Annotated in this window: 13 protein-coding genes; 9 read left to right on the top strand and 4 right to left on the bottom strand. The window is 61.5% G+C overall.

Annotated elements, in window-relative coordinates; translation table 11 throughout:
• Positions 1-11: 11 nt before the first annotated feature.
• The 4 genes from AC4CWH_RS26915 to AC4CWH_RS26900 all read right to left on the bottom strand — a co-directional run bounded on the left by AC4CWH_RS26915 (position 12) and on the right by AC4CWH_RS26900 (position 3810).
• On the bottom strand, positions 12-1418 hold the full coding sequence (locus AC4CWH_RS26915) for a TRAP transporter large permease (RefSeq protein WP_491322570.1): 1407 nt from the start codon (positions 1416-1418) through the stop codon (positions 12-14).
• A 3-nt stretch (positions 1419-1421) separates the two neighbouring features.
• Positions 1422-1997, bottom strand: a complete 576-nt coding sequence (locus AC4CWH_RS26910) for a TRAP transporter small permease (protein WP_491322569.1) — start codon at positions 1995-1997, stop codon at positions 1422-1424.
• A gap of 69 nt (positions 1998-2066) precedes the next feature.
• Positions 2067-3041: a sialic acid TRAP transporter substrate-binding protein SiaP gene (locus tag AC4CWH_RS26905; protein WP_491288356.1), complete on the bottom strand. Its 975-nt coding sequence runs from the start codon at positions 3039-3041 to the stop codon at positions 2067-2069.
• A gap of 55 nt (positions 3042-3096) precedes the next feature.
• Complete coding sequence (locus tag AC4CWH_RS26900) at positions 3097-3810, bottom strand: FadR/GntR family transcriptional regulator (protein WP_491322568.1); 714 nt, start codon at positions 3808-3810, stop codon at positions 3097-3099.
• Positions 3811-4024: 214 nt separating this feature from the next.
• Here AC4CWH_RS26900 and AC4CWH_RS26895 point away from each other — a divergent pair, with 214 nt between their 5' ends.
• The 9 genes from AC4CWH_RS26895 to AC4CWH_RS26855 all read left to right on the top strand — a co-directional run bounded on the left by AC4CWH_RS26895 (position 4025) and on the right by AC4CWH_RS26855 (position 16712).
• Complete coding sequence (locus AC4CWH_RS26895) at positions 4025-4999, top strand: GntR family transcriptional regulator (protein WP_491322567.1); 975 nt, start codon at positions 4025-4027, stop codon at positions 4997-4999.
• Between the two features lie 75 nt (positions 5000-5074).
• Positions 5075-6193 (top strand): mandelate racemase/muconate lactonizing enzyme family protein, encoded by a 1119-nt coding sequence (locus AC4CWH_RS26890; RefSeq protein ID WP_491322609.1) that lies wholly within the window; start codon positions 5075-5077, stop codon positions 6191-6193.
• 129 nt (positions 6194-6322) lie between these two features.
• The gene (locus AC4CWH_RS26885; RefSeq protein ID WP_491322608.1) at positions 6323-6838 is read left to right on the top strand and encodes a sigma-70 family RNA polymerase sigma factor; all 516 of its coding nucleotides are present in this window, start codon (positions 6323-6325) and stop codon (positions 6836-6838) included.
• Between the two features lie 172 nt (positions 6839-7010).
• The gene (locus tag AC4CWH_RS26880) at positions 7011-8003 is read left to right on the top strand and encodes a FecR family protein (RefSeq protein WP_491322607.1); all 993 of its coding nucleotides are present in this window, start codon (positions 7011-7013) and stop codon (positions 8001-8003) included.
• 142 nt (positions 8004-8145) lie between these two features.
• A complete protein-coding gene (locus AC4CWH_RS26875; RefSeq protein ID WP_491322606.1) occupies positions 8146-10458 on the top strand; it encodes a TonB-dependent receptor domain-containing protein in 2313 nt (770 codons plus the stop codon).
• A 168-nt stretch (positions 10459-10626) separates the two neighbouring features.
• Positions 10627-12426 (top strand): IucA/IucC family protein, encoded by a 1800-nt coding sequence (locus tag AC4CWH_RS26870; RefSeq protein ID WP_491322605.1) that lies wholly within the window; start codon positions 10627-10629, stop codon positions 12424-12426.
• Complete coding sequence (locus AC4CWH_RS26865) at positions 12410-14134, top strand: IucA/IucC family protein (protein ID WP_491322604.1); 1725 nt, start codon at positions 12410-12412, stop codon at positions 14132-14134. The genes AC4CWH_RS26870 and AC4CWH_RS26865 overlap by 17 nt, the downstream gene beginning before the upstream one ends.
• Positions 14131-15399 carry an AMP-binding protein gene (locus AC4CWH_RS26860; protein WP_491322603.1) on the top strand — a complete coding sequence of 423 codons (1269 nt, stop codon included), beginning with the start codon at positions 14131-14133 and terminating at the stop codon, positions 15397-15399. Before AC4CWH_RS26865 ends, AC4CWH_RS26860 begins: the two co-directional genes overlap by 4 nt.
• Positions 15396-16712, top strand: a complete 1317-nt coding sequence (locus AC4CWH_RS26855) for a DUF6005 family protein (RefSeq protein ID WP_491322602.1) — start codon at positions 15396-15398, stop codon at positions 16710-16712. The genes AC4CWH_RS26860 and AC4CWH_RS26855 overlap by 4 nt, the downstream gene beginning before the upstream one ends.
• The last annotated feature ends 28 nt before the right edge of the window (positions 16713-16740 follow it).

Here is a 16740-nt window from a genome sequence, read left to right as displayed (position 1 = left end):
GCGCCAAACGGTTATCGGATCAGACCCAGCTGCGTCGGCAGCCAGAGGGTGATGGCGGGAATGAAGGTGATCAGCCCGAGTGCGATGAACAGCGGAATCATCCAGGGCAGGATGGCCAACGTCGTTTTCTCCACCGACAGCTTGGAAATGCGCGACAGGACAAAGAGCACCATGCCGACCGGCGGCGTCAGAAGTCCGATCATCAGGTTCAAGGTGATGATAAGGCCAAGATGTACGGGGTCGATGCCGTATCGGGCGGCAACCGGCATCAGGATCGGCACGAGGATGCTGATCGCCGCAATCGTATCGAGAAAGGCACCGACGACGAGCAGCAGGATGTTGACGATGATCAGGAAGGTCCACCAATTGTCGGTGAGGCCGAACATGAAGTCGGAAAACAGCTGCGCTGCCTGGCTGACGGTCAAGAGCCACGCGAAGATGGAGGCGGCCGTGACGATGAAGAGAACGGAGGCCGTGGTCTCGATCGTGTCAAAGGATGCCTTGGCCAGCGTCTTCAATGTCATGGTGCGATAGCGCACAAGGCCGAGAAACAGCGACCAGAGAACAGCCGCGACCGCAGCTTCGGTCGGCGTGAACCAGCCCATGGTCATGCCGCCGATCAGAAGCACCGGGGTCATCAGCGCCATCACGGCGGAAAAATCAAAATACCAGTCAAGCGCAACCAGAAGCGCAAGTCCGATCAGAACGGCGACATTGACCGGCAATCCCGCCAGAATCATCAGGTAGATGGCAACGGGAAAGGCCAGCACGATGGCCACTTCCAATGAGGCGCCGAGCAGCTGCTTCAGCTCGAAGGGCGTATCGGAGCCCCATCCCTTGCGCTTGGCAAAGATGTAGACCGTCAGCATCATCAGCACGGTCATCACCACGCCCGGAATAATGCCGGCCATGAACAGCGCACCGATGGAGGCATTGGCCATCATGCCGTAGATGACGAAGGGCAGCGAAGGCGGAAAGATCGGCCCGAGCGTTGCCGAGGCGGCGGTGACGCCGACAGCGGCCTCGACCGGATAACCGTGATCCTTCATCGCCTTGATTTCGATCGTGCCGATGCCGGCGGCATCGGCAAGGGCCGTGCCCGACATGCCGGAAAACACCACGGAGCCGATGATATTGACCTGCGCGAGACCGCCCTTCATCCAGCCGACGAGGGCCAGCGCGAATTTGTAGATACGGCCCGTCACACCGGCAATGTTCATCAGATTGCCGGCGAGGATGAAGAAGGGCACCGCAATAAGCGGAAAACTTTCGACGCCAGCGATCATGCGCTGGGCCGCGATGATGTCGGGCGCGACACCGTAGAGGATGAGATAGGCAAGCGAGGCCACAGCCATGGAGACGGCAACCGGCGTGCCGATGATCAGGAGGACGAGAAAGGAACCGATGAGAAGCAGCATGGATCAAATTCCTCCCGCGTGGATATCGTCCTGCGCCTGTTGACGCACGGTCTTGTTCCCGGTCAGGTCCTTGAATAGGTTATGGACGGAGCGAACGAACATCAGCGCGAAAGCTGCAAAAACCGCATAAAAAACGATGCCGCGGGGAAGATCCACCGTCACCATCCGCTCCTCGCCGACGATCTCAAGGTAACGCCACATCAGCCAGGTGATATAGGCAAAAAAGGCGATGCCGATCGTGTCGACGAGAAGTTCAAGCACCTTCACGACCCGGTCGGGCAGGAAGCGATACAGCAGGTCGACCTGGATGTGACGCATGGTGCGCACGCACATGACCGAGCCGAGAAACACCACGACGACCAGGCAGTTGGCGGCGATTTCCTCCGTCCAGGCGAGGCTGTCGTTCAGCACATAACGTGTGAAAAACTGCAGGAAGACAGACAGTCCCATGCTCCAGAAGACGATGAGCGTCACCCAGTCTTCAATGGCATGAGAGGAAAGGTCGATCGGCGCTGCATCTTCCTCGAAGGCATGCGCCATCTCTTCCACACTGATCGGCGCGTGCTTGTGCTCCGTCATGGATCGGCTCCAGTCATCACAATGTCAGGAAAGGGCCCCGGCGCGCTCCATGCGCCGGGGCGGCATCATTCACTTGATGGCGCGGATGGCTTCCCAATCGGCCTTGTCGTAACCGAAGTCCTCGAACTTGGCCTTTGCGAGAACGGTCTTCTCGAAATCGGCCTTGTCGACCTCGGTCACCGTGATACCCTTTTTCTTGAATTCCTCGACCAGCGCCTTTTCGCGCGCTTCGATGGTCTTGGTCGTGCGGGCTGCGGCTTCCAGCATCACATCGGTGAAGATCTTCTTGTCTTCATCCGAAAGGCTTGCCCAACGGGTCTTGGACACGATCGTGTTCAGGTGGTCGACGATATGGCCGGTGAGGACGATGTTCTTCTGAACCTCGTAGAACTTCTTCGCCTCGATCGTCGTCAGCGGATTTTCCTGCGCCTCGACCGTGCCGTTCTGCAGCGCCAGATAGACTTCCGCAAAGGCGATCGGCGTCGTGTTGGCGCCGCAGGCCCGCGGCATGGCAAGATAGGCCGGCACATCCGGCACGCGGATCTTCAACCCCGCCATGTCGGCGCATTTGGCAATCGGGCGGTTGGATGTGGTGTGACGCGTTCCGTAATAGCTGACGGCCACGATATGGTTGCCGGTTTTTTCCTCATAACCCGCGGTAAGCTTCTTGAAGACATCGCTTTTCGTGTAGGCGAGCAGATGGCTCGGATCGCGGAAGATGTACGGATAATAGGTGACGCCGATCGGCTTGTGATCACGGGCGGCAAAGCTGGAGCCGGAGATGATGATATCCACCGTGCCGAGCTTGAGGCCCTGGTTGATGTCGGCTTCCTTGCCAAGCTGCGAAGCCGGGAAGACATCGATCTTGTAACGGCCGTTGGTGCGCTTGGCGATCTCGCCTGCCGCCCAAACCGAATCGGTGTGGAAGGGCTCGGATGTTTCGTAGACATGGGCCCATTTCAGGGCTGTCTCAGCGTGCGCCGAGACGCCGGATGCGACGATGACCGCCGCAGCGGCAAGAAGCGTTTTCAGTGTCAGTTTCATGTGTTCCTCCCAATTGAAACAGAACTGCAGGGCAGACCGCCCGAATGACGGACGGTCAGTCTTCTCTGGTCGGCTCCTCCCCGAAGCTTTCCGAGAATCTCTTTTGCGCAAGCGTCAGATGACGCCGCATGGCCTCGCGAGCGGCGGCAGGATCACGGGCTGCAAGGGCATCGCGAATGATACGATGTTCCTCAAGCGCCAGCTTCCAGGTGTGCGGCCCTTCGAAATAGCTCGCGAGCTTGGTGAAATAGGGCGACATCCGCGTGTCGTAGATCAGTCCGGTAAAATGCTTGAGAGCAGAATTGCCGATGATATTGGCGATGGCCGTATGAAAATCCCGGTCGCAGGCAAGCGCAACATGCGCATCGTCCAGCGCTTTTTCCATGCGTCCCAAAATTGCATCGATCTGCGCAAGGTTTACCGGCGTGACAAGTCTTGCCGCCTCTTCCGCAATGCCGCTTTCGATCAGGCAGCGCGCCTGCAGGATTTCCAGCGGGCCCTCGCCCGCCTCACCGCGCAATTCCCCCTCGACCGGCCTGGGCCGGCTGCCGATATAAACGCCCGAGCCCATGCGGATCTGGATATAACCCTCGACCTCGAGCACGATCAGTGCCTCGCGCACCGTTGGTCTCGACACCGAAAACCGTTCGGCAAGCTCGCGCTCGGGCGGAAGCCGCGAACCCGGCTTCAACTCTCCCGTCTCGATCAACACACGGATCTGATCCGCCACCTGGCGATAAAGCCGGCGCGGCTCCAAAGCCACGAACATCGATATCCTCCCGGGCGCATCACTCCCCTGATGCGCATTTGGCCAGATTGTCTGACCAATTTCAACTATGAGGATTTTTCGGATGCTGTCAAGCGGGGCGGCTGATGCTGCCGTCGCGCCGAGAACACAACTGAAATTGTCTTGTGCATACACTAGACGTTTTATCCGGAACGTGCAATCCCTTGGCGACAGATACAGCTCGAAGAGCCCAGCCATGCCAGTTGTCACCGGTTCAATTGCCTCCAAACTCTACCGCCGCACGAGCGACGCGCTTCTCTTTGAAATCCGCAGCGGCGTGCTGCAGGACGGCAGACGCCTGACAGAAACCGCCATTGCGCAACGCTTCGGCATCAGCCGGGCGCCGGCGCGCCAGGCACTGGCCGAACTCGAACACGGCGGGTTTCTGAAAAAGGCCGCCGGGCGCGGTTACGACGTGGTTGCTCCCCTCCAGCCGTCCGACCCATGGCCGACCGGCGCACTGGATATGGAGCCGGACCTCAAATCCCGGTCCGCCTGGGAAGCGATCTATCCAGATGTCGAGATCGAGGTCGTCTCGCGCACGGCGCTGGCCAGCTGGCGTATCAACGAGGTCATGCTGGCGCGGCATTACGGCGTAAGCCGGACGGTTGCCCGCGATGTGGTGGCCCGGCTGCAGGAGCGCGGTATCATCCGCAAGGATGCCAGCGCCCGATGGCACGCACCGGCACTCTCGGAAACGCTGATCAACGAACTCTACGAACTCCGCTGGGTTCTGGAGCCGCTTGCCCTGCAAAAGGCGGCAGCCCATCTGCCCGACGGGTTTCTTGCGACAGTGCGGGCAAAAATCGAGACGGCCATGAATACGGCCCAGGTCAGCAGCGAGCAACTGGATGCGCTCGAGCAGGACCTGCATGTGGATCTCATCGGACGATGTGGCAATCAGCCACTGCTGCGCGCCGTCAGCCTGCCGCAGGCGCTGCTCGTCGCGCACCACTTTCTCTATCGGCGCACTAGCGACCTGTTCGAGAGCGAACCCTTCCTGCCCGAGCACCTGAAGATCATCGCGCTTCTGCAGGAACAGGATGTGGCCGGCGCTTGCGAGGCGCTGGTCGATCACCTGAAAGTGTCGCGCGAACGCGCCATGCGACGCATCCGCGCCGTCGCACAAACCACAGCGCCAGCGGACCTGCCGTATCTCGAACGGCTTTAGGCGCCCATTTTCGACGCATGGGTTTGCGGTCCGCCCATCAGCCAAACGGATCCGCACCGGGGAGGAGGCCCTGTCATGAAGATTGCAAAGGTTGAACCGTTCATTCTGCACCTGCCGCTGACGGCAGACAGCATTTCCGATTCCACCCACAGCATCACCCATTGGGGTGTCGTGGGTGCAAAGATTACCACAACCGACGGGCTGGAGGGGTATGGCTTTACCGGAACGCATGCCCATCTGGCATCCGACCGGCTGATCACGGCCTGCATCCGCGATTGTTACGCCCCGCTGCTCATCGGCGAAGAGGCGTGCGATCATCAGCGCCTGTGGACGAAGCTATCGCGCCATCCAGCCCTGCAATGGGTCGGACGCGCCGGCATCACCCAGCTGGCGCTCGCCGCCGTCGATGTCGCGCTGTGGGATCTGGCGGGCAAAAAGGCCGGCGTGCCGCTCTGGTCGCTGCTTGGCGGCGCGCGCACCGAAAAGCTCGAGGCCTATAATACCGATATCGGCTGGCTGTCGTTTTCCAGGGAAACGCTTGTCGCCGGCTCCGCCCGTGCCGTCGAGGAAGAAGGCTTCACGCGCATCAAGATCAAGGTCGGGCATGATGATCCGAACATCGATATCGCCCGTCTCGAAGCCGTGCGCGACCGTGTCGGCAGCGCCGTGCGCGTCGCCATCGATGCCAATGGCAAATGGGACCTGCCCACCTGCCAGCGTTTTTGCGCCCGCGCCCGCGACCTTGATATCTACTGGTTCGAAGAACCGATGTGGTATGACGATATTGCAAGCCATGCCGCACTTGCCCGAGCGACCTCTATCCCGGTTGCACTCGGCGAGCAGCTTTATACGCTCGATGCCTTCCGCAGCTTCATCAACGCCGGGGCCGTGCATTACGTCCAGCCGGATGTCACCCGCCTTGCCGGCATCACCGAATATATCCAGGTGGCAGACCTTGCGCTGGCAAACCGCCTGCCCGTCGTGCCGCATGCCGGTGAAATGAGCCAGGTGCATGTTCACCTCAGCTACTGGCACCCGGCCTCGACGATCCTCGAATATATCCCCTGGATCAAGGATCATTTCCACGAACCGGCAAATGTGGACAGCGGCGTCTTCCTGAGGCCCCAACAACCAGGCGCCAGCACCACACCGCTCGCACAGGCCTTCGAGCGCCACGGCCAATCGCTCGGATAGCGGCCAGCCCCCTTCCCGGAGCCCGAATTTGCCGGGGCGCATCGGGCTCCAGGTCGATTGCCACCTTACGATTATTCCGCTAGAGCAAAACATGTATCAAATAATCAACTTAAGACGATGCCAAAAGCCATGGCGGCAGAGATCAACGGCCATCTGGACATCTTTCTGAAAAACAGAACGGCTCTGGTGGATTATGCCGCCCGGCTGACGGGATCGCGCGACCAGGCCGAAGACATCGTTCAGGACGCTTTTTTACGGTTGAAGCCGGATGAGACCGGGCAATATTCGCCAGGACAGACAGTTTCCTATTTCTACAACATCGTGCGCAATCTGGCATTCGATGCCGCAAAACGGCGGAATGTCGAAACACGCGGACGCGACACCGACCCGCCGTTCTGGATCCTGCCGCAGGATCCGGGCACGCCGGAGCAAACGGTGCTGCTGGCCGATCAGGCCCGTGTCGCGTCCGAGACGCTGGACGGCCTGCCGAAGGATATGCGCCGGGCCATCGAGCTCTACCGTATCGAAGGCCTGACGCTGGAGGCGATTGCCGCGGATCTTCAGATCTCCATTGCAACGGCCCATCGATTGATCCGCAACGGCATGGTGAAAATAGCCCTGTCGCTCGACCGGGCGAGCCATTGAAAAATCGTGTGCGCATCGTGAAAAAAAGCCTCTCGCCAATCGTATCTTCATCGGGCAACGCTGACGACATCGACAATCGGTTGCGGAACCGATTCCGGCCTGCGGCTGCCCGGGCCGGGCTTTTTGCTGAAAGGGCAGCCGGCCACACTCGCACCAGGGGAACAGAGCGTCAGTGAGCGTCACAGATCAGCCAGAACAGCTTGACGAACAGCTCCTCGAAGAGGCGATGGACTGGCTCATGCGCCTGCGCAACGAGCCGGCCGGGCCCGATCTTCTGGCCGTCTGGCAAGGCTGGCGGGCGACGTCCGATCGGCACGCCGCGGCCTGGGATCGCATCTGTCTCACCTGGACGGTGCTCGGCGAGAGGTCGCCAGAGGCCACGCCTGCCATGCCACGCGGGGCGCGGCAACGCCGGCAGCGCGCTGGTGTTCTGGCGCCGCGCCGTCTTGCATATGCTGCTGCTCTCATGTTTTGCGGCACCCTCATGGCAGCCGTTTTCGGCCCTGCCCTGCAGCTGCGGCTCCAGGCGGATGTCATGACGGCGGCTGGAGAAATTCGACATGTGACGCTTGCCGACGGATCGCAGGTGACGCTTGCCCCGGAAACGGCGCTGGCGGACGATTTCGACGGGAACGCACGCCATGTGCGGCTGCTGTCGGGGGAAGCCTATTTCGAGGTGGTGCGAGACCCGGCCCACCCCTTTGTCCTAACCACCCGGGACGCAGCGGTCAGGGTGCTGGGAACCGCTTTCAGTGTCCGCGATACGGGAAGTGCAACACGGGTCGAACTGGCGCATGGCGCGGTTGCCTTGCACATGGAGGGTGCGCCTGCCGGCGATGAGCTGACGCTTGCCCCCGGTGACGTCGTGACCGTGGAGCGGGCAGCGCACACCATAGAGCGCTCGCATATCGATCCCGCCGACATTGCCTTATGGCGCGAGGGCAGGCTCTCGGTCACGGATCAGGCTTTTGTGGATGTCGTTTCTCTCATTCAGCGCCAGCACTCCGCATGGATCGTCCTCACGCAAAGCGAGGTTTCGACGCGCCGGGTGACGGGCCTTTACGATCTTTCGGATCCCGACAAAGCTCTTTCAGCACTGGCCGCTCCCTTTGGCCTGAAGGTGCGGGCGGTCTCGCCGTTTCTGCGGGTGATCTCGGCATATTGAAAAAAGATCGAATTATTTCAGGATATTACCTTCTTATTCGCGAACCGTTCGCAAAAAGCAGAACGGCACCTGAAAAACTTGTCTCTCTCACTCGTATTTACCCTTGAACACGGCAATGCCGGTTTCTTCTGTGGGGACGAGTATGAGACTGACACGATTTTCCGTAGGCCGCGATGCAGCGGCCCGAAACCCTTCGCGCCGGTTGCTGGCCACAACGGCCTGTGCCTTTGCGCTGCTCGCGGGACCGGGCAGCCTGACGGTCCGGGCGCAGGACGCAACGGCAACCGCGGCAACGCGCACTTACGACATTCCGGCCCAGCCGCTGGCCAATGCGCTGAAAGCCTTCGGCCGCCAGTCCGGCCTGCAGATTTCGCTGGCCGCCGAGGCTGCCCGCGGGGTCACGTCGGTGGCCCTCAGCGGCCGCTTCACTGCCGAGGCCGGGCTTGAAAAACTGCTGTCGGGCACCGGCATTTCCTATCGCATCAGCGGCGGCGTCGTCGTGGTCGGTGACCAGTCGTCATCGGCGGCTGGGGCAACCGCTGCGCCGGCGGCCGATGGTTCGGTTACCCTCGACAAGATCCACGTGACCGGCGAGCGCGCGGCAACCGCTGTGAACTCGGTCAATATCGGCGCCCAGCAACTTGAGGCGCGCAATCCCTCGAGTATTGCCGATGTCTTTCGCGATGAACCGGGCGTCAGTGTCGGCAGTTCCATGCCGACCTCGCAGAAGGTCTATGTCAACGGCGTCGAGGAAACCAACCTTGCCGTCAGCATCGATGGCAGCCGGCAGAACAACCGTGTCTTCCACCACAATGCCACCACGCTCATCGATCCGTCGCTGTTGAAGGCGGTCGATGTCGACGCCGGCATCGCGCCGGCCGATGCAGGCCCCGGCGCGCTTGCCGGCTCCATCGCCTACGAGACCAAGGATGCCGGGGACATGCTCTCTGCAGACGGCTTTGGCGGCATGGTGTCTGAAACCTACAATTCCAACAGCCAGACCTTTACCACCGGCCTTGGCGGCTGGGGCATGAAGGACGGCTTCGAGTTCCTGGGTTTCCTCAACTACGGCAAGGGCGACAATTACGAGGCCGGCAACGGCGACGAGGTGCGCGGCACCGAAACCAACCTGTTGAGCGGCATCGGAAAGTTTGCCTACGAGGCCGACAGCGGCGACCGTTTCGAGATCAGCCATGAACGCGTGCGCGACGATGCCGAGCGGCCCTACCGCGCCAATGCCAGCATCGTCAAGCCCGTCCGGCCCCGCACGTGGGAGCCGGGTTACCGCAACTATCTGCTGGAGCGGGAAAACACGGTTTTCACCTATACGGACACCACACCGGAAGGCTGGTGGGACCCAACCATTCGCCTTGCCTACAGCCACAGCTCCGTCAAGACGCCGATCTTCTACGACGATATGGACGCCAGCACTGACTACACCTCGTATGGCGGTCAGGGCGAGAGCGGCAGCGTCAACGGCAAGTTCGAAAACAAGTTTGCGCTCGACAATGGTAATATCGTTGCCGGCGTCGATTTCTACAGCGACAAGATCGAACTCGACACCGAAATCGATAGTGAGGATGCCACCGAAAAGGCGCGCAATATCGGCATCTACACCCAGGCACGACTGGAGCCGATGGATGCAATGCGGCTGTCCTTCGGCGGGCGCGTCGACAAGCAGTGGTTCGAAGGCACCACCGGCCAGAAATGGGACCATGCCGGCGTCAGCGGCAACGGCTCGGTCGAATATGACCTCACCAGCTTCCTGACGGCCAAGGCCGGCGCCTCGCATGTCTGGGCCGGCATTCCGATGGCCGAGAGCTTCATCATGAACCCGGGCTGGAACTACGGCGCCGATGGCCCGGACGTGACGACCGCCAACAACATAATGGCCGGACTTGAACTCCACCATAACGGCTATAGCGCTGAGGCGAGCGTGTTTCGCAGCAACATTCGCGATGCGCGTGTCGCCAAGTGGGCGGTCGCCCTTGCCAACCAGAATTACGACGTGGACACGAAGGGCTTCGAACTCGGCGTCGGTTATGACTGGACCGATGGTTTCATCAAGGTCAAATACGCCCATATCGAAGCCGAGATCGACGGCAAGCCGGCCGATTCCGATACGGGCAACTACCTGACGACGCCGGTCGGCGACATCATCACCGTCTCGGCGGGCCACACCTTTGCCGACTGGGGTCTGACCCTCGGTGGCGACGTGGAAATCGCACCGTCCTACGAGGACGGCGATACCACCTATGCCTCTTACAATGTCGTCAACATCTACACCGAGTGGAAGCCGGAGAGCATGCCGCACATGACCTTCCGGGCCGAGGTGCAGAATCTGTTTGACGAGACCTATGCCAGCCGCGCCACCTACGGGCAGGAATTCACCAATGTGACGCCCCTTTACGAACAGGGCCGCGCTTTCCTGGTCTCGATGAAGGCGACCTTCTGACCACCGAAGACCATCCTTCGCCGGGCAGCCGGCGAAGGATCTTTGCATGTCGGGTGAAACCTATCGAATGAAGCGTGACGAGGAGAGCGCCATCATGGAAATCGGTAACGGGTGGCGGCACCCTTGCGCACCGCAGGCGCCAGAGCCTGCCTGCCGGGACCCGTGGTCATGACCGGCTGCGTCCAAGAGCGGGCAGCGGTCAAATCTCGGGAGATTGCGGCCGCGGCCACGTTCCAGAGTTTTGCCAACTGCTATATCCGCGAGATCGATCAGGGCCGGTGCGCCTTGATGACGATCGACGGGAACGATTGCCCCTGCCTCGACTGGTATCTTTCTGCACAACACCTTCATCTGAGGGCGGTGCTTGGCCGCGATAGCCGCGTTGGCCCCAAATCTTTCGGCCCCCTTTTCAGCCGTCACGCCAGCGAAAGCGTCTGGCGGTCGACCGATCCCCTCTGGGCGGTGCAGTGCCTTGTCCACGATCTGACGCAGAAAACGCAATGCGAGGCCCGCCCCGGCGCAGGGCTGGAACTGATGCTGCGGACATTGCAAAGCTGCGAGCGGATGGCCGGGCTTCTGGGCGCACGGGTCGAGACATTCGACAACCAGCCGCAGGCCTTTATCGAAAGCGAACAGTCGCTGGTTTTCGGCCACTGGATGCATCCCACGCCCAAAAGCCTTGCCGGCATGAGCGACTGGCAGACGCCCACCTATGCGCCGGAAGGCGGCGGCCAGTTTCAGCTGGAATATTTTGCAGCCACGCGTGCGCTGGTGCGGGATTGCTCGGTGGCGGGCGATCTGGATTTTATCCTGCGCGAACTTGCCGGCGATCTCTTGGACATGGCGTCGCTTCAGCCGGATGAAGTTCTGCTGCCGATGCATCCGTTGCAGGCGCAGGCGCTGCTGCTGGATCCGCGGATCAAGACGGCAATGGAGCGCGGCGTTCTGCGCCACCTGGGCCGCGCAGGCATCGAATTTACGGCGACCTCATCGGTGCGCACCGTGGCCTCCGATCACAGCGACTGGATGCTGAAATTCTCGCTGCCGGTGAAGATCACCAATTCGCGACGCCTCAACCGGCTGCATGAGCTGCAGGCGGGCGTTGCCATGGCCCGCCTTGTCGAACTCCTCGATCTCGAGACGAGGCTGCCAAAACTCGGTTTTCTGCGCGACCCCGCCTATCGGACGCTTGATCTCGGCGATGGCACCGAAAGCGGCTTCGAGGTGATTTTTCGGGAAAACCCCTATCGCGGCGAGGCCGGCCATGGTGTGGTGAGCCTTGCGGCGCTGACCGCCCCCGCCCTGCCCGGAGAGATTTCGCGGCTTCGCGCCGTGGTGGAACGCGCCGCCCGCGAGGCCGGTCTTTCCCGCGAAGATGCCGCTCTCCGCTGGTTCGACCGCTATCTGGACTGCGCCCTGTCATCGCTGGTCCGGCTTTACGACGAGACAGGCATTGCGCTTGAAGCCCACCAGCAGAACATGCTGATCGATGTCTCGCAAGGCTGGCCGACAAAGGTCATTTACCGCGACAGCCAGGGCTTTTATCTGTCAAAACGGCATGAAGCGTCCCTCTGCGCGGCCCTGCCCAACCTTCGCACCATTGCCGATCTGTTTTACCCCGAGACAGAGATCCGCAGCCGCTTCGGTTATTACCTCGTGGTCAACCAGATCTTTGCCGTGATCCACCGGCTCGGCGCCGAGAGACTTGCGGATGAGGAGACGCTGCTTCAGCGCCTGCGCGCGCATCTGCGATCCGAGATGAAGACCTTGCGCGGCTCCGGTCTTGATTTCGTCCGCCACCTCCTCGACAGCCGAACGCTGACGACCAAGGCCAATCTCGGCGCAAGAGTTGCAGGCATCGACGAGCTGGAGGGTGGCGCCGGGGCCTCGCTTTATTGCGAAATGCCAAATCCCCTGCATCCCGCCTTTACCGGTGCAGCGAGAGCTCACGATGCCCTTGCCTCTTGATCTCTGCGACCGACCGGAGGGACGGGTTCTGCGGCAGCTGGTTTCCGCCTTGCTGTTCGAAGGGGTTATCTGCCCGTTGAAGACCGACGCGCCGGACGGAGCAACCCTCCTTGCCATCGGCGCGGCGGAGATGCGCGCGCACGTACAGAAAGGCCCTTTTGGCCGGCCACGCATAAAGCCCGGTTCGCTCGCCTTGCGGCACTCCGAAACCGGGGACTGGATGAAGGCTGAACTCGACGATCTCGTGCGCCTTCTCCCAGTGCCGGAAGCCGCGCGAGAAAAGCTTCTGGCCGAGCTTCAAGGCACGATCACGTTCCTCGAACAGGACCGCGATCTTCCCGTACCTGCCGACCGCCGCGCACTGCCCTTCGACAGGCTCGATTGTGCTCTGGCCGAGGCGCATCCCTATCACCCCTGTTTCAAGTCGCGCTCGGGCTTCAGCCTTGAGGACAACGCCCTCTTTGGCCCCGAGGCCGGCCGGCCGTTTCAGCTGCACTGGATCGCGGTGAAGCGGGCGGATGTGCGCGAGGCGCTGCCTGCCGATGCCCACGTGTTCTGGACGGAAGAACTTGGCGAGGCCGGGTTTTCCGGGCTGTTGTCGCGGATGAAGCAACAGGGCGTCTGCCTCGATACCCATGAACTGCTACCGGTCCATCCCTGGCAGTGGCGGCACCTGAAAAACCGGCTGCTGGCGGAATGGCTGGCCGATGCACGTATCGTCTCGCTTGGCGAACACGGCGCGCCCTACCGCGCAACACAATCGATCCGCACGCTGGTCAACCATGCTGACCCGGGCCACGCCCATGTGAAACTGCCGCTCAACATCATCAACACGTCCTCGCTGCGGGTTCTGGAGCCGCATTCGATCGTGACTGCCCCGCATCTCTCGGCCTGGCTTGCGCGGCTGGTTTCGGGCGATGCCGCCTTTGATGAACGCTATCCGCTGACGATCCTTCAGGAATATGCCGGCATCCGGGTCGATCCGCATGGGGCGCTCGATGGAAAACTCGGGCTGATGCTGCGCGAAAGCCCGAAGGTCAAGGCGGGCGAACAGGCGGTGCCCTTCAACGCGCTGATGATGATCGAGGCAGACGGAAAACCCTTCATCGCGCCGTGGATTGAACGCCATGGCCTGATCCCCTGGCTCGGCCGGATGCTGGAGGTGACGGTCCTGCCCGTCTGGCATCTGATGGTACATCACGGCGTGGCGCTCGAAGCCCACGGCCAGAACATGATCCTCGTTCTGCGCAACGGCTGGCCGGAGCGGCTGATCCTGCGCGATTTCCACGAAAGCGTCGAATTCTGCCCCGCACTTCTGCGCCATCCGGAGGACCTGCCGGATTTTGCCGGCATAGACCCTGTCTATGTCGGCGCACCCTCGGACGCCTATTACTGGACCGACCATCCGAACGAGTTGCGTGAACTGGTGATGGACTGCCTGTTCATCTATTGCCTGACGGAGGTCTCGCTGCTGATCGAGACAGCCTATGGCTTTCCCGAACAGGCTTTCTGGGATCTCGTCACAGACTGCCTCGACACCTATGCCGCCGCCTATCCCGAGGCGGCGCGGCTCGCGCTTTTTGCCCATGATCACCCGGAAATTTCGACGGAATCGCTGTTGTCGCGCAAGCTCTTCCGCGACCGCAGCCTGTTTCGCCACCGCGTGCCCAATCCGCTCGGCGCCAGCCAAAGGAGTGACCAGACATGATCCGCATAGACGGAACCTTCCATGACCGTGCCGAAATCGAGGCCAGAGGAGAGGCTTTCCTTGCCGCTTCAGGCATAACCGATCCGCGCCTCAGCGTGGCCGTCTGCCTCTCGGACACGATCGACTGGCTCGCCGCCTTCTTCGCGATCCGGCGGCTCGGCGCGAGCATCCTGCCGCTTCTTCCGGGCACGCCGCTTGCCACGGCGCGAAAGCTCGCCCTGGAGGCCGGCTGCCACCGGCTCTATCACGGCGGAACGACCGGCGAGCGGCTCTCTGAACCGGATGCACAAAGCCGGACCGGACATCTGCTTCAGATGAGCTCCGGCACGACGGGGGCTGCGAAATGCGTTGCGCGCAGCTGGGCGGATATCGACCTGGAGCTTGCCGACTACGTCTCCTTCTTCCGCGAACCGCAGGAGATGACGCCGGTGATCGCCTGCCCGACCACCCATTCCTATGGCCTGATCTGCGGGCTGCTTGTCGGCCTGAAGCGCGGGCGCGTGCCGCATGTGGTCAACACGACCAATCCCAAACACCTGATCAAGGTGCTGCGGGAGACCGAGCGACCGATCCTTTATTCCTCGCCCGCCATGCTGCACACGCTGGCGCGCCTGATGCCTGCGGATGAAAAGGTGCATGCGATCATGACCTCGGGCACGCTGTTGCCGGAAAGCTGGTTTGCCACCATCCGCAGCCGCACGGAGCGTTTTTACCAGCAATATGGCTGCTCGGAAGCGGGCTGCGTGGCAATCAACGACAACCTCGCCCATGCCGCCGACATGGGCCGCATCCTGCCACGTTTTTCGCTGGCGGAAGACGGCACCCCCACCCGCCCCGTCGAGATCGTGTTGAACGGGCAGGCGCGCATCGAGACGAAGGATCTCGGTTATCGCCGTGCCGATGGCATGCTGGTCTTCGTCTCAAGGCTCGATGATACGGTGAACGTCTCCGGCCTCAACGTCTATCCAGGCGATGTCGAGGACGCGGCGATGGCCGCAGATGCCGTGACCGACGCCGTTGCCTTTCGCGTGCCGGATCCCTTTGCCGGGGAACGGGTGGCGCTGGTTTATTCGGCGAACCGGCTTGTCCCGCCAGCCGCGTTGCGGGAACGGCTGATCGCTGTTTTGCAGCCGCATCAGGTGCCGATGCATCTTGTGCAAGTGGATGAGGTGCCGCGCCAGGCAAACGGCAAGATCAGCCGCCGGGGGATTGCACACCGCTTTCTCGCTGGAGAATTCGACCATCAGAAGGAGTATGCCTCGTGACCCGAAGCGACGTCATCGACGCCATCCGCCAAGTGCTTGCCGGCCCCATGCAGCACCGCCGCATGGAGGATTTTTCCGAAACGGCAAGGTTGAACGAGGACCTCTATCTGGATTCCATCCTGATCCTGCAGGTCTTCCTCAATCTGGAACTCGAACACGGGCTGATGGCGGATGATGCGGTGATCAGCGCCAAGAACATTGTCACCGTCGGCGATCTTGCCGATCTCTTCGTGGAAGGTGAAGAGGCGGCACTGCCCGAGCCTGCCGAAGCGGCAGAACCGATGCCCGAATACGAGGGCGGGGTCCATGGCGAAGACTATTTCGACGTCAAGGTGCATTGCTTCGTCAGCTGCCTCTGCGACGGGCTGAAGCGGCGCGGCATCGACCACCGGCCCTTCTATTTCGGCATATGGGATGCACCCTTTGGGATGGGGCCAAGGCACGAATTGCTCTATCACGACGCAAGCGTCAGCCATGAGCCGTTTCGCCTGTGGTTCGAGCAGCTGTTCCAGGCGCCGGTCACACCCTGGTACGACCACGGCCGCAGCAAGCAGGAGAATATCGCGACCTTCCTCGATCTTCTGCGCAAACGGAGCGAGACCGAAGGCGTCATGGTGATGCTTGATCTCTTCCACCTGCCGGAGCGCGAGAACAAGTTCAACCAGAACCCTTTTCCGCATTACCTGATGCCGGAAATGACGGAAGACCCAGAGGTCTTCTTCGTCCGCGATCCCGATTTCCGCTGGGAAGGGCCGATTGCCCGGGATCTGGTGCTGAATGCCATCGCGCAGCCAACCGTGGCCGGGGGTTATCGCTTCGACAGCGCAGACTTTCAGCCGGCTGAAGACATCGATGTCGCGAACTATCTCGACACCTGCCTGATCCGCGACCGCAATCCGCTGATCGACGCGCTGCGGGCGATCCTCGCCGCCCACGCGGACGGGCGCGGCGGGCTGACGCTTGAAGACCTCACCTCCGGGCTTCGCGAACTGCCGGTGCTTGCCATCCGCAAATATGCTTACGAGCACGGTTTTGCCTTCATCTGGCGCGCAGCCCGCCTGCCAAACAGCGAATTCGAGCACTGGTGCGTCGAGATCGAAGCCTTGCACCAGGAATTAAAAAACATCCATTTTGCCGCAATGAAGCTGGCCCAGACCGGCGACCGGCGGCTGATCGAGGATGTCAGCCGACGGATCGACCGGGCAGATGCGCTGGAGTTTTCCATCAAGGCCGGGCTTGCCACAGCGTTTTATGCCTGGCGCGAGGGTCTTCCCAAAGCATCCGATACGCCCCGCAAACTGGCCCGTGCCTGATCTACCATACTGATATCAAAGGAGAAAT

Source organism: Neorhizobium sp. PAMB6716 (assembly GCF_058242805.1).
The sequence above is the reverse complement of the archived record's forward strand: the minus strand, read 5'-3'. Positions and strand labels throughout refer to the sequence as shown.